The sequence below is a fragment of the Parerythrobacter lutipelagi genome (assembly GCF_005434975.1).
Lineage (GTDB): Bacteria > Pseudomonadota > Alphaproteobacteria > Sphingomonadales > Sphingomonadaceae > Parerythrobacter_A > Parerythrobacter_A lutipelagi.
This window is the reverse complement of sequence record NZ_SKCJ01000001.1, coordinates 673,914-695,711: the sequence shown is the minus strand read 5'-3', so window position 1 is coordinate 695,711 and position 21,798 is coordinate 673,914. Positions and strand designations below refer to the sequence as shown.

Below are 21,798 nucleotides of genomic sequence, written 5' to 3'. Positions count from 1 at the left end.
AAAACATATGTCGGTAGCACCCGATGAGAAGACAACGATTATCCAGGACAACGCCCGCGACAAGAACGACACGGGCAGCCCCGAAGTTCAGGTTGCGATCCTGACCGCGCGGATCAAGAACCTGACCGGCCACTTCAAGGACCACCACAAGGATAACCATTCCCGTCGTGGCCTGCTGCAGATGGTCAACAAGCGTCGTAGCCTGCTCGCCTATCTGAAAAAGAAGGACCTTGAGCGGTACAACGCGCTGATCCAGAAGCTGGGTCTTCGCAAATAAGAGTTTCGTGAAGGGCGGCTCCGAGGGGCCGCCTTTTTCGCATTTGAGATCACCGGCATCCGGCTGGTGATCTCGGGGGCATAGCAACATAGCCCCACACCGGACCGGGACGGAATCCCCGGCACAGTAGGCCCCGCCGCGCAATCAGGCGTCATGCGGGTTCAAAAGGAAAATACATGTTCGACAAGAAAACCGTATCGATTGAGTGGGGCGGAAAGACCCTCACCCTCGAAACAGGTCAGATCGCCCGTCAAGCCGACGGCGCAGTGCTGGCCACTTATGGCGAAACCGTGGTGCTGTGCGCCGTGACCGCCGCCAAGAGTGTACGCGAAGGGCAGGACTTCTTCCCGCTGACCGTCCACTATCAGGAAAAGTTTTCCGCTGCGGGACGTATCCCGGGCGGCTTCTTCAAGCGCGAAGGCCGCGCTACGGAGAAGGAAACCCTCACCTCGCGCCTGATCGACCGTCCGGTCCGTCCGTTGTTCCCCGAAGGGTTCTACAACGAAATCAACGTAATCTGCCAGGTCCTGTCGTATGACGGCGAGACCGAGCCGGATATCGTTGCGATGGTCGCCGCATCTGCTGCCCTGACCATTTCCGGTCTTCCGTTCATGGGCCCGATCGGCGCTGCACGCGTCGGTTTCGTCGATGGCGAATACGTCCTCAACCCGGCCGTGAACACCATCTTCGACGAAGGCCGTCTCGACCTCGTCGTTGCTGCAACGCAAGACGCGGTGATGATGGTTGAGTCCGAAGCCAAGGAACTGAACGAAGAAGAAATGCTCGGCGCGATCATGTTTGCGCATGACGAAAGCCGCAAGGTTATCGGTGCTATCATCGATCTGGCCGAGCAGGCAGCCAAGGAACCGTGGGAAGTCAGCACGTCTGACGACACCTCGGCGATCAAGGAAAAGCTGCGCGGCATCATCGGCGACGATATCGCCGCTGCCTACAAGCTGACCGACAAGGGCCAGCGCAGCGATGCACTCAACCTCGCACGGGCCAAGGGCAAGGAAGCTTTCGCTGACGAAGACGGCCAGACCCAGATGGTCGCCAACAAGGCGGTCAAGAAACTGGAAGCTGAAATCGTTCGCGGTGCCATCCTCAAGGACGGCCAGCGTATCGACGGCCGCAAGACCGACGAAGTCCGCCCGATCGAAGCGATGGTCGGCCTGCTGCCCCGGACCCATGGTTCGGCATTGTTCACGCGCGGTGAAACGCAGGCAATCTGCACCACCACGCTGGGCACCAAGGATGCAGAGCAGATGATCGACGGGCTGGAAGGCCTCTCGTACAATCACTTCATGCTGCACTATAACTTCCCGCCCTATTCGGTCGGCGAAGTGGGCCGTTTCGGCTTCACCAGCCGCCGCGAAACCGGCCACGGCAAGCTCGCATGGCGCGCGCTGCACCCGGTGCTGCCTGCGCATGAAGATTTCCCGTACACCATCCGCCTTCTGTCCGACATCACCGAGTCCAATGGCTCGTCCTCGATGGCGACCGTATGCGGTGGCTGTCTGTCGATGATGGACGCAGGCGTTCCGATCGAACGTCCGGTATCCGGCATCGCCATGGGCCTGATCCTTGAAGGTGACGAGTTCACTGTGCTGTCCGACATTCTGGGTGACGAAGATCACCTGGGCGACATGGACTTCAAGGTGGCCGGTTCGGAAGCGGGTATCACCAGCCTCCAGATGGACATCAAGGTTGCCGGCATCACCAAGGAAATCATGCAGACTGCCATGGAACAGGCGAAAGCCGGCCGTGCGCACATCCTGGGTGAAATGACCAAGGCGCTGGGCAATGCCCGCGGCGAAGTCAGCAAGCATGCTCCGCGTATCGAAACGATGCAGATCGACAAGTCGAAGATCCGTGACGTTATCGGTACCGGCGGCAAGGTGATCCGCGAAATCGTCGCGGAAACCGGCGCCAAGGTGGATATCGACGACGAAGGCGTGATCAAGATCAGCTCTTCCAATGCGGACGAGATCGCTGCTGCACGCAAGTGGATCGAAGGCATCACGGAAGAAGCCGAAGTCGGCAAGATCTATGACGGCAAGGTCGTCAACATCGTCGATTTCGGTGCGTTCGTGAACTTCATGGGCGGCAAGGACGGTCTCGTCCACGTGTCCGAAATGAAGAACGAGCGGGTCGAGAAGCCGACCGACGTCGTGTCCGAAGGCCAGGAAGTAAAGGTCAAGGTTCTCGAGATCGACCAGCGCGGCAAGGTCCGCCTGTCGATGCGCGTTGTTGACCAGGAAACCGGTGAAGAACTGGAAGACACCCGTCCTCCGCGCGAAAACAAGCCGCGCGGTGACCGTGGTCCTCGCGGCGGCAGTGGCGGCGGCGGTGATCGCCGCGGCGGTCGTGGCGGCCCGCGTCGTAGCGGCGGTGGCCGTGACGGCGGTGGCGATAGTGGAAACGGCGGCGGAAACGGCGGCGGTGAAGCCCATGTGCCGGACTTCCTGAAAGACTAAGTCGCAAGACTTGTCTAGATTGAGAGGGCCGCTCGAAAGGGCGGCCCTTTCTGTTTGGAGAATCAACCAGTGTTACCCCGCGAAACCATAGCCACCGCCCGCATCCCCGATGGGGAGGAGCTGACGCTCGTCAGCCATGGGCGCGATTTCATCATCATGCTTGGACGCGACGAGTTGATGGGCACGCGGATGCAGTTCAGCGAAGAACAGCTCGCGCGGCTGACGCTCGAACGGATCGACAAGCCTGCGCCGCGCATCCTGATCGGCGGCTATGGCATGGGCTTTACCTTCCGCTCGGCGCTGGAACATGCGCCGCAGGACGCAAAAATCGTGGTGGCGGAAGTCGTGCCGGAAATCCTCCAGTGGGCGGAAGGTCCGCTGGCGCATCTGACCGGAGATTGCCTGAAGGATCCGCGCGGTGAGGTTATCCTTGCCGACGTTGCTGCGCTGATCGACGACGCCGGTGACGGGACCACGCCGCTCTATGATGGGATCCTGCTCGATGTCGACAATGGTCCCGATGGCATCGTGCGCGAAGGCAATGAGCGGCTCTATACGCGGACCGGGATTGCCCGGATGCGTGATGCGCTGGAAGTCGGCGGCGTGCTTGCGGTGTGGTCTGCTGCGCCCGATCACAAGTTCACCGGGCGGCTCAAAGATGCCGGGCTGATGGTCGATGTGCAGACGGTTCGCGCCCGTCCGAACAACAAGGGTCCCCATCACACCATCTGGTTCGCGACCAGGGTCCGCTAAAGCAAGTCCGCTGCTGACATATCCAATGCGCGTTCTTGCGCAGTTCATACATCGTGTGGAATGATGGCTGCGCTGTACAGGTGGGGAGGGCACGACATGCGCAAATCAATCCTGGGATTGGGGGCTTTCGTGGCGAGCGTCTGGGCATTGCCGGCGCTTGCGGGCGGTGCCTATTGTACGCCCGACTGGCGCCCGGAAAATCGGGATCTGGCTTGCACAAGCCAGATCGCCATTTCTCCCGGCAACGATACCCGGATCAACATCTTCCTGCTTTTGCAGGACAGGGCAGGTGTTGACGGGCGTGATCGGAACTACCCCGATCTTGAATGGCGCAGCTTTTATGGCAGAAACTTCATCCGCTGGCAGGATCTGCGCGATGCCTGGTTTCCGCCCGAGCCGTATGATGAAGAGGCGGATTCCGGATCGATCCTCTATGGTTATGGCGATCGGTGCCAGACGATAGATAGCGGCCGGGCGGCATTCCTCACTGCCTTGCGTGACAGGCCGGCGCTCGATCGCGATGAGCTGGAACTTCTGACTCAATCGAGAGAGCGTTTGACGGATGCCTGCAAGAACGGTCCCGGCACATGGGGCGCTCCGGGGCAGGGCGGGTACTTCGCCAATATCGCAAGCCCGATCGCCGCCGATCCCGCGCTTAATTTCATGGCTTATCTCGAAGGGTCGGCCAGTTTCTACAGCGGCGAATGGAAACGCGCCGAGCAATATTACACCATGCTCCAGGAGGACGGAACCGACCCCTGGGTTGCTGAAACCTCTTCGTACATGATCGCTCGCACCCGGCTCAATGAAGCTATCGCGACGGCAGAGGATCGCTGGGGATACACTGATGTCGCAGCAGCGGATGGCTCGATTGCCAAGGGATCTGAAGACGCGTTTCACGCTTATCTGAATGCCTATCCCGGAGGGCGTTACGCCAGCTCGGCGCGCGGCCTGATCCGCAAGGCGCTGTGGCTGCAGAGGGAATATGACAGGCTCGGGGCGGTCTATGCCGAGCTGTTGTCAGAGATCGACCCGGCACAGGAGGAAGCGGCACAGCTGATCGAAGAGGTCGATGACAAATGGCTTGTGCGCGATGGCCGGGCGGCACCTGCCGATCCCGTGTTGCAGGCGGTAGATGACTTGCGCAGGATGCGCAGCTGGAACTACGAGGCCGAGCAGCAGCAATTCGGTGCCGACGCAATTTCGATCGAGGAGATCGAAGCTCAGGCCGACATCTTCGGCGATCACCCGGAGCTTTATGGCTTCGTGAAAGCCAACCATGCATTCTACGTCGCGAAAGATTACCGTGCGGTGCGGGACCTGCTGCCGGACGATGCCCGCCGGGAAAGCTACACGCCGCTCGCTTTCAGTCGCCAGTATTTGCGCGGGCTGGCGCTCCATGCCCTGGGGGATCGCAACGAGGAAGGCTTCTGGCTCGAACTGATCAACGGGGCAAAAGGCATTTACCAGCGGCCTTCGGTCGAGCTGGCACTTGCGCGCTTGTGGGAGCAGCAGGGCAAGCTGGACAAGGTCTTTGCCTCCGATTCCCCGATAACGGATGCGCGCATCCGGCGGATCCTGCTCGGCGGGTCAGCCGGTCCCGATATCCTCAAGCAACAGGTCCGCGCGGAGGATGCCGACCCGAGCGAGCAGGCCTTCGCGCTGTTCACCGTGTTGCTCAAGCAATTGCGCCATGGCGAATACGCCGGGTTCATGGCGGACTATCCGTTCGCGTCGAAATTTAATCCCGATGAGGAGCAATACGGGCTGTGGGGGATCTATGAAGCCGAGGTGCCGCCGCTAAACCTGTTCACCGATGGCAAGTGGTCAGATGGCTATGCCTGTCCGACCCTGGCAAAGACCGCGCAAACCCTGGCACGCGATCCGCGTGATGTGGATGGCCGGTTGTGCCTCGGTGACTTCTATCGCCTGAATGGCTTCGACGAGTTCGAATTGCATAGCCGCTATGAAGAGGAAGGCGTACCGCCGCAGCTGGGCGATACGCAGACATATCCCGGCGATGTGACCCCGCGACATGACTTCTACACTGCGATAATGGCCGACCGCCGCGCATCGCGTGATCAGCGCGCTTACGCGCTCTATCGCGCCATTCGCTGTTATGCTCCTGCCAACCACAACACCTGCGGCGGCGACGGGGTCGAGGAAAGCCAGCGCAAGGCGTGGTTCGACCGTATCAAGCGTGACTATGGCGCCACCAAATGGGCGCAGGGGTTGGACTATTACTGGTAAGCGTTGGCTCGCGCTTTTCCTCGCGCTCGGGCTCGCCGCGTGCAGCAGGGAGAGCGCGCAACCTGCCAGGGTCGATCCGTCAGAATATTCCGCGTTTTACCTGTGGAGCGGGGTTGAGCCGCCGCCCTCGATGGAGCGGGCCGATGCGGTCTACCTCTTGTGGGGCGAATTGCGGAGGGGTGATCCTGACCGGATCGTGCCGCTGCGCCGCACAGTCCCATCCGGCGGTGCGGGCGAAATGTGGCTGGTCGTCCGGGCCGAGCGGCTCGACTGGGGGGAACCGGCCTATGCGCAGCTGTCGGAAGCCGCGCGCCGCTGGGACCGAAGCGGCGAGCTGACAGGCGTACAGGTCGATTTCGATTCCTCGACCGGCCAGCTCGGCAATTACGCAAACTTTCTCGGCGCTTTGCGTGCGCAGCTGCCGGAAGGGATGCAGCTATCAGCCACCGGGTTGATGGACTGGCCGACCAATGCCTCCGATGCGGATCTCGCCGCTTTACGCGCCGCTCTCGACGAAATTGTCATCCAGACCTATCGAGAGACCACGACGACGCCTGACTATGCGCGCTATCTTGCAGCGACCGAAAGGCTGCAAATGCCTTTCCGGGTTGCGGTGGTCCAGGGCGGAGAATGGCGCGCGCCCGCCCATCTCGCCCAAGACCCCTGTTTCAAAGGGTATATCGTGTTCCTGCTGGCCAAACGGTTTCGTCAGAAATCGTAGATCAGCGTGATGCGCGTCAGTGTGTCGGTCTTGACCGAACCGGCTGGCGGATCGGTTTCATGTTCGATCACATAGGCGATGCCGGCAGACATGCTGTCGTCGATCTTGATTTCCACTCCGGTGCTGGCGAGCAGTGTGGTCGATCCCGCTTGCAGCATTGCGCTCGCGTCCTCGGTCAGCTTGATCGAATCGGCGATTCGCCAGTCCAGGTCGAGCGCTGCGCGCCCGCCGAGCCGTTCGGTCGTATCGCCACCAATCAATTCGGTTCGCCGATAAGCGGGACCGCCGTCCACCGAAAGCTGAATGGCGTCGTCATCGATGACGAGATAGCCAATCCCTGCCGATGCGGCATAGCGCGCCGAAAAGCCTTGAAACCGGTCGCGCTCGTATTGGCCAAGCCCATAGAGGTAGAGCCGGCCCGACAGCTTGTAATTCGGCTCATAGGCGATGTGGAACTGCTCGCGCGTAGTGACACCATTGTTGCGCTGATAGTCCGCAACGGCAGACAATTTGTGCCGCCAGTCGATGCCTTCACGCTGCAATTTGAGCGCGGCAGTCACCCCGGTGTTGCTGCTGTTTCCGGTAGAACGAAAAGCACCCAGCTGGCCGCGACCGGACCAGTTGTCGAACAGTCCGGCTTCGCGAATGGCGCGCTCTTCCTGCTCGGCGGCTTGTGCCGCAAGCCGCGCTTGCTCGGCATCGAAAGCGGCCAAGACCGCATCGATCTCATCCACATCATCCGGATTGGTTGCTTTCGCCAGCTCGGCAATTGTCGCGACCTTGTCCGCATCACCGGTTTCTATGGCGGCATCGATCATCGCACGCACCGGATCAGGCAACGCCGCCTGTGCACCGGTCGCGGTCGCTGCGGCCGCCAACAGGCAAGGCGCGATCGGAAAGATTGCGCCGAAGCGCAGCGGATTTTTCATAAGGTTTCTCTTGAGTTGAGCCGCGTTCAGTCTTCGACCGGCAATTGTCCAAGATAGTCGCGCTTGCCGATCTCGAGCCCCTTCATCCGCAGGATGTCGTAAGCTGTTGCCGCATGAAAATAGAAGTTGGGTTGGGAAAATCCGAGGAGGAAGTTCTGAACGGTAAAATTGCGCCGGAAATTCTCGCCTATGGCAAAGACCATGTCATTCCCCGCGATCTGTTCCAGCGCATCGGTGTCTGTGTTTTGCATCGTCTCGCTGGCCTTGTCGAGCAATACGCGAAGCCCGTCGAGACTGTCTGGCGGCGGGTCCATATGCGGCACGAACTTGCCGTCTTTCACACAGTCGAGCGCGTGCGCCGAGTGAGTCCAGCAACTTTTGACCTGATACTCGAACGGCAGCATGTCATGCGCCAGCTTGGCACCCAGCATCTCGGCCTGCGAGTGTCCGTTCTGCTCACACCAATCGTCTGCCTTGTCGACCAGGGCACGGACCGAAGCCGTTACCTGCAACCAGCCCGGGATCAGCGCGTCGCGCAGTGACAGTGCCATCAGTGTTCCTCCTGTGAGCAACAGGGCTTAGCGGGACATTGCAAGATCGACCACCCTGTCGGTCAGCCGGGTCACTTCCGCCGCATTGTGGCTCACATACAGGATCGGGATTCCAAGCCCGTCACGCGCGCGTTCGATACATTGCAAGACCTGTTCACCCCGATCCTGATCGAGCGACGCAAGCGGTTCATCGAGCAGCAGAAATCGGGGAACCGAGAGCAACGCCCTTGCAATTGCGACACGGCGTGTTTCCCCGCCTGACAGCGTGGCTGGTCGGCGTTCCAGCAATTGCGCAATATCGAACAGTTCGATCAAATCGGATCGTTTCGCGAGCCCTGCGGAATCCGCCGCGAGCGCTTCGCCGTAACCGAGATTCTGCTCCACCGTCAGATGCGGGAAGAGCCGGCAGTCCTGAAACACATAACCGCAGCGTCGGCGTTCCGGTGGCAGATCGATATGGCGATCGCTGTCGAACAGCATCTGGCCATCGATCGCAATCCTCCCTGACTCGGGCCGCAGCAAACCGGCAATGCAATTGAGAGCGGTCGTTTTGCCCACGCCTGAGGGGCCGACAACCGCCACCAGCGAAGCATCACTGACGATTTCCATCGCAATGTCCCGCTTGCCGATGCGCTTGGCGAAATGGATGTCAAACGACATGTGCATCTTTCCCGCTGCTGCGACGAATCAGCCATTCGCTCAGCACGAGAGCAGCAAGCGACAGCAAGACAGCGATGACCGCCAATCGGGCGACGGCAATATCGGTGCCCGGCACCTGCAGCGCGCTGTAGATCGCCAGCGGCAAAGTGCGCGTTTCACCCGGGATATTGGACACGAAGGTAATCGTCGCACCGAATTCACCGATGCTCCGTGCAAAGCCGAGCACCAGCGCAGCAAGGATGCCCGGGATGGAGAGGGGGAGCGTGATCGTACGAAATGCGTGCCAGCGACTTGCCCCCAAGGTGCGGGCCGCATCCACCAGTTTTCGGTCCACGGCTTCGATCGACAGCCGCATCGCGCGAACCATCAATGGCAGCGCCATCACCGCTGCCGCGAGCGCTGCGCCGGTCCAGCGGAACATCAGCGTCAAACCAAAGGTGGCTTCCAGCCAGCCGCCGATAGGTCCGGTCCTCCCGAACAGCAGCAGCAGGATATATCCGGTGACTACCGGCGGAACGACCAGCGGCAAATGAACCAGCGCGTCGAGCAGCATACGGCCGGGAAAGCGTCTGCGGGCGAGCAGCCAGGCAAGAGCATAGGCAATCGGCAAAGTGAGGCCGACGGCGATCAGGCTGACTTGGAGCGATAACGCGATACTGTCCCACTCGGCGGCGCTGAGCGGCGCCATCATGGGCGCACGAAGCCATGCCGCGCAAAAACATTTGCGGCCTCTGCGGATGCGAGAAATTCGAGGAAACTGTCTGCGTCTGGGTGTGCGCTGGCGGGCAGCCGAGTGGCGAAATACTCGATCGGACTGTGGCTGGCCGAGGGGAAGATCGCCACTACCTCCACGGCATCCGTGTTGTCGGCATCGCTGGCGTAAAGCACGCCGAGCGGGGCTTCGCCGCGGCTGACCAGAACAGCAGCCGCCCGCGCAGACTGCGCGCCGACGATATTGGGCTCGGCCGCGTCCCACAAATTCTCGGAAACAAGCGCTTCCTGCGCAAAACGGCCCAGCGGAACAGTTTGCGGATCACCGGTTGCGATGGCCAAACTGTCCAGCGAGCCAAACACGGACTCGCGTGACCATTCCTTGCCATCGGCATGGCGCGCCAGGACGAGGCGATTCCGGGCGATAAGGCGCAAGACCGATTCATCGTTGCCGCTCTCGTCGAGCAGGAAATCAATCCATTGGCGATCAGCGCTGATATAGATGTCGCTTGGCGCGCCGTTTTCGATTTGCCGGGCCAGTGTGGCCGATGCGGCAAACGACAGGACCGGAGCGGGCCGCCCGCTGGCTTCCCATTGTGCGGCGAGATCTTCCAGCGGCGCCTGCAAGCTCGACGCTGCAAAAACCACCGGCCCTTTTGGCTCAGATGGAGTGCAGGCTGCGACTGCGCCGAGAATTGCCAACAGGATCAGACTCAGGCGAAACATCGCGCCCTTTATGCCGGGAGAGCCGAATATGTCGAGCGGATATGACAAGGGGCCGCAAGTCCGAAACTTGCAGCCCCTGCCGTAATCAAGCTGTGTTTTGTTGGCCGTTATCAGCGCACGCGCGGACCGCCAAATGGCAGGGGCGGTGGGGGCCGGCGGGCACCGCGCGGCAGCTGTGCCTGGAACGCGCGCCCGCAATGTTCGACGCAATACGGGAAGCCGGGGTTCACCGCGTGGCCGCAGAAATGGAAATCGGCTTCGCCTGGGTGGCCCATCGGCCAGCGGCAAACCTTGTCGCTGAGGTCGAGCAGGCTGGTCTTGTCGGCAATCGACGGATCGGGCTTGGCAGGCACCAGCCTGCGCGGTGGTGCCGGCGGAATCGGAGGCTGCTGGTCGCCCGGACCTTGCCGCAGAAAACCGCCGGGGCCGACGGAAACGATCTTCGGCAGGTCAGGAACCGGGTTGGGCATCGGCTGCGGTGCGTTGCTGCCGCCGCTGGAAGGTTGCGCCGGCTTGGCTGCGGCGGGCGCAGCGGGCTGCGCAGGGGCCGCCCTTTTCGCAGCCGGTTTCGGTACAGCCCGCTTGGGCGCCACCGGTTTGGCCGCAGCTTTGGTCTTGGCTTTCTTCTTGTCATTCGCCTTGACCGGCGAGGGACGCGATTTCAGGCCAAGGCGGTGAGCCTTGCCGATAACCGCATTGCGCGACACACCGCCGAGTTCTTCGGCAATCTGGCTCGCGGTCGATCCGCCTTCCCACATCTTTTTCAGAGTGGCGATACGTTCGTCAGTCCAGCTCATTCTATGCTCAATCCAGTGCTCTATTGTCCGGCGCAGAATCATCGGGCCGCTTGCCAGTGCAAGCCATTCGCCCTAGGCGCGCCCCTATGGCCGATCAAGCCCGCACCGCCGAGAAATCGTCTTCGCCTTCACCTGCGCAAATCGCGGGTGACGCGTCCGGCACAGGGAGCCGGTTGCCGCCGCGCGGGGTGCCCGTGTTCACCGGGATCAACCGCATCGGCTTGTGGAGCCTCTATATTAAGGAGGTTCGGCGTTTTCTCAAGGTGCAGACGCAGACGATCTGGGCTCCAGCGGTCACAACATTGCTGTTTCTCGTCATTTTCACTGTCGCATTGGGCCGGGAAGGGCGCGAAGTGCTGGGTGTCCCGTTCGCGACATTCGTCGCACCCGGACTGATTGTGATGGGCATGATGCAGAACGCTTTTGCCAATTCCAGCTTCTCGCTGCTCGCAGGCAAGATACAGGGCACGATCATCGATCTGCTGATGCCGCCGCTGAGCGAAGGCGAACTGATGACCGGCATCGTCGCAGCCGCCATTACTCGCGCGGTGATGGTCGGCGGGGCTGTCGCCCTCGCGATGGCTTTTTATCCCGGCGTTTCGCTGGCGGTCGAGCATCTTTGGGCAGTGGTGTGGTTTGGCCTGATGGGGGCAACCATGCTGGCGCTGATGGGGCTGCTGACCTCTATCTGGGCAGAAAAATTCGATCACAACGCTGCGATCAGCAACTTCATCGTGGCGCCGCTGTCACTGCTCTCTGGCACATTCTACGTGATCAGCAATCTTGCACCGGCGTTTCAGATGATCAGCCGTGCCAACCCGTTCTTCTATGTGATTTCGGGGTTCCGATACGGTTTTCTGGGAGAAAGCGATATCGGCAACACGGACATGGCGGTGTCGCAAGCGGCACTCGGCTTGCTGGTGTTCAACCTCGTGCTGGCTCTTGTTGTGTACCGCGTGCTCAAATCGGGCTGGAAGCTGAAAGACTGACCAGACGCGCGATTACGCGTCAGCGCATGTCAGTGCGTCAGTGAACGGCGCATCCGGTACCGCCCGTTGGCGAACTGTTCGAACAATTCATCGACATTGGGATGATCCACCGGGCCGCCGTCAGAATCCGGCAGCAGGTTCTGCTGGCTGACATAGGCGACGTAGGAACTTTCATCGTTCTCCGCCAGCAAGTGGTAGAACGGCTGCTCGCGCTTGGGCCGGATATGTTCAGGGATCGATTCATACCACTCTTCGCTATTGGCGAAGACCGGATCGATATCGAACACCACACCGCGGAAATCGAACATCCGGTGGCGCACGACATCACCGATCCCGAAGCGCGCGCGCGCATGACGGGGGACGTCGATCTCACGACCGGCCTGCTGGGAAAAGAAGCGACTGCGTTCCATAGCGAATGAAATATAGACCTTCGCAGGTGCAAAACAAGCGAACCACGTGTGCCCTCCACCAATTCGGGCGGAGAAGGGGCTTGGCAAGCAGCAGGGCATCGGCTAACCGCGCGCCTTCGACCGGCCTTCAGCGGCCACGCACTTCTGCGGAGAGGTGGCAGAGAGGTCGAATGCGCCGCACTCGAAATGCGGTATGCGGGCAACCGTATCGTGGGTTCGAATCCCACCCTCTCCGCCAGATACCGAAATGTCATGGACCGTTGCCGATGGAATTGCTTGCGCGGCAAGATCAGGCCTACGTGCGGCGTGGCAAGCTTGATGCAAATCTCGCGGCGCGCCTGCAGGCACTCGGCGACTGTCCCGATGAGCCGGGATCTGCGCTAGGCCAGCGCGCCGAGCGACGTTTTCAAGTCAACCAGCCAGGGTTCGAACGGCACCCACGCGCCCTGACCCGAGCGGTTGATCGGTTTGCGCACCTGTTCGGATGATGCAGTGCGTACCGCACGGTCTGTCTTGTGGAATTCGAGGCAAGCCTGTTCGAACGGCAAACCGAGATAGTCCAGCATCCGCCTGACCTGCGCCTCCAGATCGTCGAGCACATCTTCGTGCTGCACGCGCAGCACCTTGCCGGGCAAGACTTTGTCCCAGTGGTCCATCAGGCCGATATAGTCGGAATAATAGCGGCCGATTTCCGTCAGGCCGTAGGTGAATTCCTGGCCTTCTGCGAACAGTTGTTTGAAGCCTGAAAAACAGCAATCCATCGGATCCCGCCGCGCATCGATTATCTTTGCATTCGGGAGGACGAGATGGATGAGCCCGATATGCCGAAAATTGTTCGGCATCTTGTCGATGAAGAACGACGCCCCCTGCCGGTGGATGCGCGTGCTCTCGATAAAGTCGGCTCCGAACTTGGCCAGTTGCTCGCCTTCGAGATCGTGCAGGATTTGCGGATAACGGTTGTCGCCCGCTTTCCGGCCGCGCAGCCGGTGAGCCAGGGCCAGAATATTGGGTAGCTCGAGTGTTCCGTCGACCTGGCTATGGCTGGCGAGGATCTGTTCGAGCAGAGTCGACCCTGCGCGCGGGAGACCGAGGATAAATATCGGATCGGGTGCCGGATCACCTGATCCTGCGTGTTTGGCGAACAAATCCCCGGTGCAGACCTCTTTTTGCCGCGCCAGTTCTTCGCTCATGGCGTCGGCGCTGTAGCGCGCCTGGCTGCGCTTCAGATCGTTGCCTTCACGGTAAAAGCGGAAGCTGTCTTCGTACTCCTTGCGATCTTCATACACTTTGCCCAGCGCGAAGGAGAGGTGCACGCGGTCCATGAAAGCGAGATCGGGCCGCGCGACCTGTTCACGCATTGCGGCCATTTCCGGGTCACTGAATTGATAGGTCTTGAGATTGGCGAGCGCATAATAGGCATCGCCGTGGTCCGGTCTGACGGCAAAGGCTGCGCGGTAACTGTCCACCGCAGCCTCGTGCTGCCCGGTCGTTTTCAGCGCATGACCTTTGCTTGTAAGTGTCGCCGGGTCGTTGGGTAGCTGGGCGAGGACCGCGTCAAACAGCTCGAAAGCGCGGTCATAATCGCCGGTCTGCATGCATTCGATCGCCAGGTGCGACTGGAATAGCGGGTTGCTTGCATCGCGTGCGTACAGCGCTTCGGCCTGCTCGCGCGCGGCGGCGAACTTTTGCCGCTTGCGAAGCACATCGATGTAGTCGAGCCGCAACTGGATATTGTCGGGCTCGAAAGTCACGGCGCTTTCGAGCAGGAATTCGGCGTCGTCGAGAATGCCCAGCCGCAGTCCGATCTGAGCCAGCAGCCGCATCCCTTCGACATCTCTGGGATGCTGGCGCAGGTAATGGCGGCAGATCTCTTCGGCCTTGAGCGGTCTGCCCTCGTGCAGGTGATTGGTCACCGCCAGCAGTTCACGCGGCAAACCGGCGATTCGCTGCGCCTGAGCTGCGGCTGTCTGCGCTTCGGCCCCTGATTGCATCTCTGCCAGCGCGCGCCAGCTTGCGACCAGAGCCGGGTTGAATTGCGTCGCCCGGCGATAGGCCTGAATGGCATCCTTGTCTCGGCCCTGCGCGCGGGCCAGATGGCCGCCCTCCTGCCAGGCCCGCCCGAATTCGGGAGAGGCTGCGTGCAGCGATTGGAGATAGCGCGCTGCGGCGGCAAATTGCTCGAGGTATCGTGCGGCTACAGCTGCCATGTAGAGCGCTTCGGCATCGCCCGCATCGCTCGCCAGCAGTTGCTCTGCAAGCCGAAGCCCAACAGCAAAATCGCCCGCTTTCAGCGCGTCTTGCGCTGCAGCCAGTTGTGCCTCTCGATCGGTTGTCTCGCCTGTCATTGTGCCGCCCTGCCAGAAATGCAAAGCGGCGGGCAAGCCGTGAAGCCTGCCCGCCGCCTTATCCTCGTCCCGTGTCTCAGTAGTCGTACGAAACCCGGAAGCCGACAGTGAGCGGACGGTTCGTCGTGATGCGAGCCCGATCGTTGACGTAATTGCCCGAGATCTGAGCGCGTTCGTCGAACAGATTTTCGCCGAACACTTCGAACTTCCATGCGTCGCTCGTGACACCGGCCGACAGGTCGAACACGGTATAACTTTCCAGTCTCAGCTTGTTGATTTCGATGATGTCGGTCAGCTTCGATGCAGAATGCGAGACCTGGGGCTGGATGTAAGCGCCAAGGGTGTCATTCAGATCGAATTCGTAACGGACCCGCAGATTGCCCTGGAATGAAGGTGCGAACGCGAGGTCGGACCCTGCCAGAACATCGTTCGTCGGGGTCAGAACTTCCGTCACCTCTGTGTCGAGGATCGAGAACGCGCCTGCGATGGTGAGCCCGGGCGCGCTGTATGGTGCGATCGTGAAGTCGGCTTCCACGCCTTTGATCTCTGCATTCGCCGCATTGTCGGAGAAGAACAGATTGGTGATGCTCGGGTCGAAGATCGTCGTCTGCAAACGACTTATGTCCACGTAGAAGGCACTGCCGTTAAAGCGCAGCTGCCCATCGATAAGATCCATTTTCCAGCCGATTTCGTAGTTTTTGACCTCGTCGGTCTCAAGCTCGAACGGCACGGTGAATCCGTTGGCGCCCTGCGCACCGCCGGGACGATTCAGCAGACCCGGCCGGAAGCCTTCCGAGTAAGTGGCATAGAACAGCAAGTCCTGCGTTGGGGTCAGGGTTGCCGTCCCCTTGAAAATCGTGCCTGTGGTTTCCGCTTTGTCGGGCGCAGCAAGCGCGTTGAACACCTGCTGTGCCTGACCAGCACTCAAGCCTGCGGCCTGAATATCTGCCAGACTGTCACCTTGCTGGAAGGTCTGGCGCAGAGCCGGGTTACAGCTGCCGATGAAGGTGAACTGACCGTCGCCATCGTAAAGGTCGTTCAGGTCGGTGCCAAACGCGTTCTGGTCGGTTGCACTGAAACTGTTGCAGAACGAACCGTTGGCGCTGCCCTCGAAGTCGACCTTGATGTCGTAGTAGCGGGCGCCCAGAGTTACTGTGAACAGGTCCTCGACGATGTCGAAGCTTGCTTCACCGAAAATGCCGAACTGCTCGTCCGTCCGGCGGATGTCGTTGCGGAAAATCGTATCGGTTGGGAACGGACCCGGATCGGTGTTGAAGCCCGCCTGCGGGAAGTTCGGCTTGAACGCGCCGAACGGCTGCGCAATCACATTGCCCGGATAGGCAAAGTCATTGCGCTCTTTCAGTTCGAGATCGGAATAGAAACCGCCCGCAGTTACCCGCCAGCGGTTCTCCTGCGGCGTGCTGAACCGCAGTTCCTGCGTGAAAACGGTCGTGTCGCTGGCCGAGGTGACGTAAAGATTCGGCGCCTGGCATGTCCCGGTCGGGCCACCTGCACCGGGATAGCTGACCGATCCGTCGCAGATGTAATACGGCAGATACTGACCGACAAAGAGGTAGTCGGAATAATCGACCCGCTGTTCCGTCTCACGATCAGTGTATGCGCCGGTGTAGACAACATCGAGCATCGCGATGCGGCCCTCGACGGTCCAGCTGGTGTTGGAGAAATCATCTTCGAGGCGATCTTCCTCGAACCGCTGGACCTCGAGATCATCGAGATCCAGTTCCGGATCGGCGAAAAAGACGCCGTCGGACTCGACGCTCTGGCGGGTGTGCGCGAGAGTGAGTGTCCAGTCTGGGCCAAATTCATAGAGGGCGGTAATCCGGAAACCGGAGTACTGGGTGTCGTTGAAATCTTCCTCGACAAGGCCCGCATTGTCGGCGGCGATGAAGTTCACATTGGCATCAATCAGCGCCAGTGTCGCCGGATCGGACTGGAAGCCGGCGCGGTTGGCGTTCACCGGCACACCGTTGGAGCGGACCGTGCCCGCTGGGCGGAAACGCGCGCTTTCACGCGTGGTGCGCGTGCCTTGCACGTTGTCGATATAGCCGCCCTGATCGTCAAGAAAGACGACGCCGCGCAGGCCGAAGCTATCGGTAACCGGCACGTTGAGCATGGCTTCCGCCTTGTAGCTCGTCTCGCCATTCTTGGTGAACGACACGCCGCCCGTCGCGCTGGCGCTGAAGCCGGCGAGATCAGGCTTGGCTGTAATAAGACGGACGACGCCGGCCTGTGAACTTGCACCGAACAGCGTGCCCTGAGGGCCGGACAGAACTTCGATCCGCTCCAGATCGGCGGCATACACATCGAGGTTGCGGCCCGGCTGCGCAAGCGGTTGTTCGTCCAGATAAAGCGCGACATTGGGCGCCAGACCGGCGACTCCAGCCGTGGTGAGGTTGGGTGTGGTCGAGGCAAGCCCGCGAATATAGATCGTCGACTGACCCGGCCCGCTGCCACCAGCAGTGACCGTGGGTAGCTGGTCGAGGTAATCCGCGAACGTATCGATATTCAGCTCTTCCAGGCCTTCCGCGCTGAGTGCTTGGACGGAAATCGGAACGTCCTGCAGGTCTTCGCTCTTCTTCTGCGCCGTCACGATGATTGGCTTTACGCCGCCCTGACGTTGCTGCGCGGCTGGTGCGGCTTGCTCTTGGGCGAGCGCGGGCGATGCGGCGACAATAGCCAACGCGCCAATCGACGCGCTGCTGAGAAGGTTTTTCATTTCGATTTCCCCTGTTCGCAGATCTTGCGAGCCCTGCGCGAGAATTGCGGAAGGCGTAAATATGAAGCGACTTCGAAAAACGCAGTTTTCCGACATTCGGCGGGGCGCCTAGCAAAGCAAATTGGGGCAATCCACCGGACTTCGGCGGAAATTTCGAGGAAATCCGCGATGCGTGACACAATAATCACACTGATTGAGGTGGCTTTCTTTTTGATTCTATTCTGCAAAATCAGAATTTTCCACCGAGCATAAAACAATTATAGTTTGGTGAACGTCAAGCATACTAAAATAGAGATATTTCTATTCTATTTCTATTCATAACTTTTTGCTTATTCTGTTCGTGATTATACCACCAAGATCGGTGCCTGGCGCAAGTGCAGAATATGTATAGATGGCGGCTAGATGGCCGCTGTCTGACTGTTGGTTCAGGCTGCGGGCGAACGCTCTGCAAGAATGTTTTCGCAATGGGTTTCGACACCGTGCCTCTTCCGGCGGATATCGTAGATCACCGCTTTCGCGCTCGAGATCGCCATCAGCAGCACCACGAAACTGAACGGCAACGCGCCGATGATCATCGTCGTCTGGATCGCGTTAATGCCGCCAACGATCAGCATGCTGGCGACCACCAGACCGATGGCCGAACCCCAGAACACGATATGGTGGCGGCGCTCCCCTTCGTCCGAACCAGCTCCGTTGATCGTGTTGACGATCAGAATGGCACTGTCGGCCGAAGTGATCAGATAGGTCATGAGCAGAATGACGACGAGCCCCGAAAGCACGAGCGCCACGCCGTCACTGCTTAGCAATGCCAGTGTTGCGTAAAGTTGATCGGAGATCGTCGCATCGAGGATTTGTCCTCCGGCCACGCCGGACAGTTCCAGGTCGATCGCTGTGCCGCCCGCTAGCGCCATCCAGATGAAGCACATCAACGATGGCACCAGGACCACGCCGAAAACATATTCGCGCAGGGTCCGCCCGCGCGAGACCCGTGCAATGAACATTCCGACGAAGGGCGCAAATGCGATCCACCACGCCCAGTAGAACACCGACCAGTCCAGTTGCCATTGCGCCAGCGCCGCACCCTCGGCGGTGCCGTCGGGCGTGAACCAGGTGAGTGAGATTTCAGGCAGGCTGACAAGATAGTCGAACACACCGCGGGCAAGCAGTTCAAGACCGAACAGCCCCGAACCAAACAGCAGGAAGATCGCGAGCAATACGAAGGACAGCACCATGTTGATGTTGGAGAGCCACTTGATGCCCTTGCCGACGCCCGACAGCGCCGACAGGGTGGAAGCCCCGACCAGCAGCACCACAGCGATGATGATGGCTGGCGCGGACGCGGTTCCGGCATCGTTCAGCGTCCATCCGCCCAGTCCCAGCCGGTCCAGGCCAGCCACGAACTGCTCCACCCCGAAGCTGAGCGTCACGGCAACGCCGAGGATCGTCGCAACAACCGCGACGATATCGACCACGTGGCCGCTGAGGCCGGACATCCGTTCGCCGAAAAGAGGTACAAGGCTCGACCTGATCGTCAGCGGCAGGCCGCGCCGGTAGGATACGTAGCCGATGGCCAGCCCGACCAGCGCGTATGTCGCCCATGCGGCAAATCCCCAGTGGAGAAAAGTATAGGTGTAGGCCGAACGGACTGTCTCCGCCGACACCGGGTCGACCATCCCGCGAATGATGTCCGGATTGTTCTGGAAATGCGCCAGCGGCTCTCCGGTAGAATAAGTCAGCATACCGATGCCAATTCCGGCACCGAAGAGCATGGAGAACCACGAGAAACGGGAGAATTCCGGCTGCTCACCGGGCGCGCCAAGGCGCAGGCTGCCGGACTGAGGGACAACGGCGATCAGCGCAACGACCAGCATCAGGAACGCGACAAGATAAACATACCAGCCAGCGAACTGCCGGATGATGGTTTCATTGGCTGCGGCAAGTGTCTCACTGGCTTGGGCCGGGAAGAATATCGCCCATGCGATGAGCATGCTGACGATGATTTTCGAAGGGATCGTTACCTGTTTGCTGAATCCCCCGTAAAATCCGTCATTGGCCGTTGCGATGGGCAGATCGGTCAATGGCGGCAGGACGGGTGCTGGGGATTCATTGGTCATGAGTGAGATTTGTCTCTCGGGCCTGGGCAATGGCTTCGACTTGGAAGCAGCTGCTGTGAAGATTCACAAAGGAGGGGTGGCGGCCAGCATAGGTGGCCGGCCCCACATTGCAAACCGCAGCGTCCCGGATAAAATCTCAATTGAAAAGGACCCTCGGCAAAACGGCGCCGTACGGGGCAAAAGTTCTGTGCCGATGCGCGAGGGATCTCTGGCGCAAATTTGCGGGCGAACCGGAACTATCCCGGCACTGCCGACCAACTCGGACACAAGACGCGAACAGGCGTGCAGCACGCCCATTGGCCGCGATGAATTGCTGCAGGCCGACGCGCCGCGATCAGGCGGCGCGTCGGCCTGGCATCAATATTCTTCCGGTTCTTCCGGCGTCTCGGCCGTGTGCGTCGGACCGGCGTCCTTCTGGCCTTGCGCCAGTTTGAAAACGACACCCGAAAGCAACAACAGGGCAATCAGGTTTGGCACCACCATGGAAGCATTCGAGATGTCGCCCAGTCGCCAGACGAAGTCCGACTTCTGACTGGCGCCCAGCACGATGACGATACACCAGAAGACACGCCACACTATGTGCAGTTTCTTCTCTCCACTGCGGGTGGAGCCGGGAATGCGATCGTACAGGAACGTGATTGCACGCTCGCCGTAATAGCTCCACGTCAGAAGGGTGGTGAAAACGAACAGCACCAGCACCACGCCGACAACGAGGGTCCCGAACGGGATGCCAGCGATTTCAAACGGCATGGCCGTTCCAAAAGCGCTCGAAGTCATCGCGATCGGGTCCATGGTGGTTTGCCAGGCGTAGCTGACCGTCTCGGTGCTATCGCCGCCCACGGCAAAGCTGCCTTGGACCGTCAGAATGACCAAGGCAGTCATGGTGCAGATCACGACCGTGTCGATGAACGTCCCGAGCATCGCCATGCGACCCTGCTGTTCGGGATCGTCCGTTTGCGCGACTGCGTGTGCGATTGGCGTCGAACCTTGGCCGGCCTCGTTCGAGAACAGGCCGCGGGCGACACCGGCGCGGATTGCCAGAATCATCAGCGCCCCTGCAAATCCGCCGGTTGCGGCAGCAGGATTGAATGCACTTTCAAAAATCAGCCCGAAAGTCGCAGGGATCAGAGGGGCATTCATCGCCAGCACAACAATCGCGAGGACGATGTAGAGACCAGCCATGAACGGAATGACTTTCTCAGCCACGCTGCCGATCGACTTGATGCCGCCGATAATCACTGCGAACACGGCTATCGCGACGATTGACCCGCCGACGATTTCAGTGAAGCCGAACAGTTCCTTGATCCCATCGGCGACTGCATTGGCTTGAATGGCATTACCAGTCACCAACGCGGAGAACAGCAGCAGGATACAGAACACCACTGCGAGCCAGGTGTATTTCGGCCCGAGGCCCATCATGATGTAGGTCATCGGTCCGCCGCGATAGACACCGTCCGAAGTTTGTTCGCGGTAGCGGATGGCTAGCGAGCCTTCGGCAAAAGCCAATGACATCCCGATCAAGGCGGTGATCCACATCCAGAAGATCGCGCCAGGTCCCCCTAGAGCGATCGCCGATGCGACACCCGCGAGATTACCCGTTCCGACTTGGCCCGAAAGCGCTGTCGAAAGGGCCGCGAAGGGTGAAATTTCACCGGAGCCAGATCCTTTGCGCCCGGCGAACAGGCCAGTGATCGAAACCCATAGCTTGCGGATTGGGTAGAATTTCAGGCCGATCATCATGAACAGGCCGCCGCCCAGCAGGATAATTGCCATCGGAGGGAATGGCAGCACATCGGCCCCATTCCACTGACCACCCCACATGAAATCAGCTACATTGGTGACCAGCTCCAGTGCCGGATCGGATTGCGTTGCCATTGTCCTGGCGTCCCCTCTTTAATCTTGTCCCTCAGGAAAGCGCGCACGCTAGTGCCGAGCGGCGCGCAAGGGAAGGGGCAAAACCGGCTTGCGCACTCTTGACCACGGTTGGCAGGCGGTGGCTTGCTTTTGCCGCAACCCGGGCCTAGATAGCTGCCGTCTTCCGACATTGATGAAGGATAAGCCCCTCCCGGACTTGAACCGGGTCGGCGAAACCCCCATCCCGGAAGGCAGGATAAATTTGCAGGACGGAACACGCCATCATGGCTGAAGAGAAGAAGCGCAAGACATCGCCCGCCGAGTTCGTGAACCAGGTTCGCGCGGAAACGAGCAAGGTCGTCTGGCCCACTCGTCAGGAAACGATCACCACCGCGATTTTCGTCGGCATCATGGTGTTGATTCTGTCGCTGTTCTTCCTCGGTGTCGATTCGGCCTTCAGCGCCCTCGTCGGCTGGCTTCTGACGCTCGCCTGATTT

The 21,798-nt window shown here is 60.3% G+C and carries 18 protein-coding genes and 1 tRNA gene; 8 read left to right on the top strand and 11 right to left on the bottom strand.

All coding sequences use genetic code 11. The features are described 5' to 3' along the window. The first annotated feature begins 7 nt into the window (after positions 1-7). From rpsO to E0502_RS03380, 5 genes are all read left to right on the top strand, one after another. Positions 8-277 (top strand): 30S ribosomal protein S15, encoded by a 270-nt coding sequence (rpsO, locus tag E0502_RS03395; protein ID WP_137676543.1) that lies wholly within the window; start codon positions 8-10, stop codon positions 275-277. Between the two features lie 176 nt (positions 278-453). After that, positions 454-2,754 carry a polyribonucleotide nucleotidyltransferase gene (gene pnp, locus E0502_RS03390; RefSeq protein ID WP_137676542.1) on the top strand — a complete coding sequence of 767 codons (2,301 nt, stop codon included), beginning with the start codon at positions 454-456 and terminating at the stop codon, positions 2,752-2,754. A 69-nt stretch (positions 2,755-2,823) separates the two neighbouring features. Next, on the top strand, positions 2,824-3,507 hold the full coding sequence (locus E0502_RS03385) for a spermidine synthase family protein (RefSeq protein WP_137676541.1): 684 nt from the start codon (positions 2,824-2,826) through the stop codon (positions 3,505-3,507). A gap of 96 nt (positions 3,508-3,603) precedes the next feature. Then, a complete protein-coding gene (locus E0502_RS15030; RefSeq protein ID WP_161593695.1) occupies positions 3,604-5,757 on the top strand; it encodes a PA5441 family protein in 2,154 nt (717 codons plus the stop codon). Between the two features lie 130 nt (positions 5,758-5,887). Next, on the top strand, positions 5,888-6,478 hold the full coding sequence (locus E0502_RS03380; protein WP_161593694.1) for a DUF3142 domain-containing protein: 591 nt from the start codon (positions 5,888-5,890) through the stop codon (positions 6,476-6,478). Here the strand turns inward: E0502_RS03380 and E0502_RS03375 are convergent. The 6 genes from E0502_RS03375 to E0502_RS03350 all read right to left on the bottom strand — a co-directional run bounded on the left by E0502_RS03375 (position 6,466) and on the right by E0502_RS03350 (position 10,852). Beyond that, positions 6,466-7,407, bottom strand: coding sequence for a DUF481 domain-containing protein (locus tag E0502_RS03375; protein WP_137676539.1), 942 nt, complete (start codon positions 7,405-7,407; stop codon positions 6,466-6,468). The genes E0502_RS03380 and E0502_RS03375 overlap by 13 nt on opposite strands. 26 nt (positions 7,408-7,433) lie before the next feature. Continuing rightward, a complete protein-coding gene (locus tag E0502_RS03370) occupies positions 7,434-7,958 on the bottom strand; it encodes a DUF1993 family protein (protein ID WP_137676538.1) in 525 nt (174 codons plus the stop codon). A 27-nt stretch (positions 7,959-7,985) separates the two neighbouring features. Beyond that, positions 7,986-8,618: an ATP-binding cassette domain-containing protein gene (locus E0502_RS03365; protein ID WP_137676537.1), complete on the bottom strand. Its 633-nt coding sequence runs from the start codon at positions 8,616-8,618 to the stop codon at positions 7,986-7,988. Then, positions 8,608-9,309 (bottom strand): molybdate ABC transporter permease subunit, encoded by a 702-nt coding sequence (modB, locus tag E0502_RS03360; protein ID WP_420813465.1) that lies wholly within the window; start codon positions 9,307-9,309, stop codon positions 8,608-8,610. The genes E0502_RS03365 and modB overlap by 11 nt, the downstream gene beginning before the upstream one ends. Further along, a complete protein-coding gene (gene modA, locus E0502_RS03355) occupies positions 9,306-10,055 on the bottom strand; it encodes a molybdate ABC transporter substrate-binding protein (RefSeq protein ID WP_137676535.1) in 750 nt (249 codons plus the stop codon). The genes modB and modA overlap by 4 nt, the downstream gene beginning before the upstream one ends. 110 nt (positions 10,056-10,165) lie before the next feature. Next, the gene (locus E0502_RS03350) at positions 10,166-10,852 is read right to left on the bottom strand and encodes a GcrA family cell cycle regulator (RefSeq protein ID WP_137676534.1); all 687 of its coding nucleotides are present in this window, start codon (positions 10,850-10,852) and stop codon (positions 10,166-10,168) included. Between the two features lie 86 nt (positions 10,853-10,938). On the opposite strand from E0502_RS03350, the gene E0502_RS03345 reads away from it, so the two are divergent. Beyond that, a complete protein-coding gene (locus E0502_RS03345; RefSeq protein ID WP_137676533.1) occupies positions 10,939-11,841 on the top strand; it encodes an ABC transporter permease in 903 nt (300 codons plus the stop codon). Positions 11,842-11,870: 29 nt separating this feature from the next. On the opposite strand, the gene hspQ is transcribed toward E0502_RS03345, so the two are convergent. Beyond that, positions 11,871-12,251 carry a heat shock protein HspQ gene (gene hspQ / locus E0502_RS03340; RefSeq protein ID WP_137676532.1) on the bottom strand — a complete coding sequence of 127 codons (381 nt, stop codon included), beginning with the start codon at positions 12,249-12,251 and terminating at the stop codon, positions 11,871-11,873. A 148-nt stretch (positions 12,252-12,399) separates the two neighbouring features. On the opposite strand from hspQ, the gene E0502_RS03335 reads away from it, so the two are divergent. Continuing rightward, positions 12,400-12,489, top strand: a tRNA-Ser gene (locus tag E0502_RS03335). A gap of 142 nt (positions 12,490-12,631) precedes the next feature. On the opposite strand, the gene E0502_RS03330 is transcribed toward E0502_RS03335, so the two are convergent. The 4 genes from E0502_RS03330 to E0502_RS03315 form a co-directional block, all read right to left on the bottom strand. Continuing rightward, positions 12,632-14,596, bottom strand: a complete 1,965-nt coding sequence (locus E0502_RS03330) for a tetratricopeptide repeat-containing sulfotransferase family protein (RefSeq protein ID WP_137676531.1) — start codon at positions 14,594-14,596, stop codon at positions 12,632-12,634. 76 nt (positions 14,597-14,672) lie between these two features. After that, positions 14,673-17,333 (bottom strand): TonB-dependent receptor, encoded by a 2,661-nt coding sequence (locus E0502_RS03325; RefSeq protein WP_137676530.1) that lies wholly within the window; start codon positions 17,331-17,333, stop codon positions 14,673-14,675. 425 nt (positions 17,334-17,758) lie between these two features. Next, positions 17,759-19,447: a BCCT family transporter gene (locus E0502_RS03320; protein ID WP_137676529.1), complete on the bottom strand. Its 1,689-nt coding sequence runs from the start codon at positions 19,445-19,447 to the stop codon at positions 17,759-17,761. Between the two features lie 357 nt (positions 19,448-19,804). Continuing rightward, positions 19,805-21,322 (bottom strand): alanine/glycine:cation symporter family protein, encoded by a 1,518-nt coding sequence (locus tag E0502_RS03315; RefSeq protein WP_137676528.1) that lies wholly within the window; start codon positions 21,320-21,322, stop codon positions 19,805-19,807. Between the two features lie 263 nt (positions 21,323-21,585). On the opposite strand from E0502_RS03315, the gene secE reads away from it, so the two are divergent. Beyond that, positions 21,586-21,795, top strand: a complete 210-nt coding sequence (gene secE / locus E0502_RS03310) for a preprotein translocase subunit SecE (protein WP_137676527.1) — start codon at positions 21,586-21,588, stop codon at positions 21,793-21,795. Positions 21,796-21,798: the final 3 nt, after the last annotated feature.

Bases quoted from the DNA above. Each gene is read 5' to 3' on its own strand.
- rpsO (WP_137676543.1), top strand. From the start codon at position 8: ATGTCGGTAGCACCCGATGAGAAGACAACGATTATCCAGGACAACGCC.
- pnp (WP_137676542.1), top strand. From the start codon at position 454: ATGTTCGACAAGAAAACCGTATCGATTGAGTGGGGCGGAAAGACCCTC.
- E0502_RS15030 (WP_161593695.1), top strand. From the start codon at position 3,604: ATGCGCAAATCAATCCTGGGATTGGGGGCTTTCGTGGCGAGCGTCTGG.
- E0502_RS03380 (WP_161593694.1), top strand. From the start codon at position 5,888: ATGGAGCGGGCCGATGCGGTCTACCTCTTGTGGGGCGAATTGCGGAGG.
- E0502_RS03375 (WP_137676539.1), bottom strand. From the start codon at position 7,407: ATGAAAAATCCGCTGCGCTTCGGCGCAATCTTTCCGATCGCGCCTTGC.
- E0502_RS03370 (WP_137676538.1), bottom strand. From the start codon at position 7,958: ATGGCACTGTCACTGCGCGACGCGCTGATCCCGGGCTGGTTGCAGGTA.
- E0502_RS03365 (WP_137676537.1), bottom strand. From the start codon at position 8,618: ATGTCGTTTGACATCCATTTCGCCAAGCGCATCGGCAAGCGGGACATT.
- modB (WP_420813465.1), bottom strand. From the start codon at position 9,309: ATGATGGCGCCGCTCAGCGCCGCCGAGTGGGACAGTATCGCGTTATCG.
- modA (WP_137676535.1), bottom strand. From the start codon at position 10,055: ATGTTTCGCCTGAGTCTGATCCTGTTGGCAATTCTCGGCGCAGTCGCA.
- E0502_RS03350 (WP_137676534.1), bottom strand. From the start codon at position 10,852: ATGAGCTGGACTGACGAACGTATCGCCACTCTGAAAAAGATGTGGGAA.
- E0502_RS03345 (WP_137676533.1), top strand. From the start codon at position 10,939: ATGGCCGATCAAGCCCGCACCGCCGAGAAATCGTCTTCGCCTTCACCT.
- hspQ (WP_137676532.1), bottom strand. From the start codon at position 12,251: ATGGAACGCAGTCGCTTCTTTTCCCAGCAGGCCGGTCGTGAGATCGAC.
- E0502_RS03330 (WP_137676531.1), bottom strand. From the start codon at position 14,596: ATGACAGGCGAGACAACCGATCGAGAGGCACAACTGGCTGCAGCGCAA.
- E0502_RS03325 (WP_137676530.1), bottom strand. From the start codon at position 17,333: ATGAAAAACCTTCTCAGCAGCGCGTCGATTGGCGCGTTGGCTATTGTC.
- E0502_RS03320 (WP_137676529.1), bottom strand. From the start codon at position 19,447: ATGACCAATGAATCCCCAGCACCCGTCCTGCCGCCATTGACCGATCTG.
- E0502_RS03315 (WP_137676528.1), bottom strand. From the start codon at position 21,322: ATGGCAACGCAATCCGATCCGGCACTGGAGCTGGTCACCAATGTAGCT.
- secE (WP_137676527.1), top strand. From the start codon at position 21,586: ATGGCTGAAGAGAAGAAGCGCAAGACATCGCCCGCCGAGTTCGTGAAC.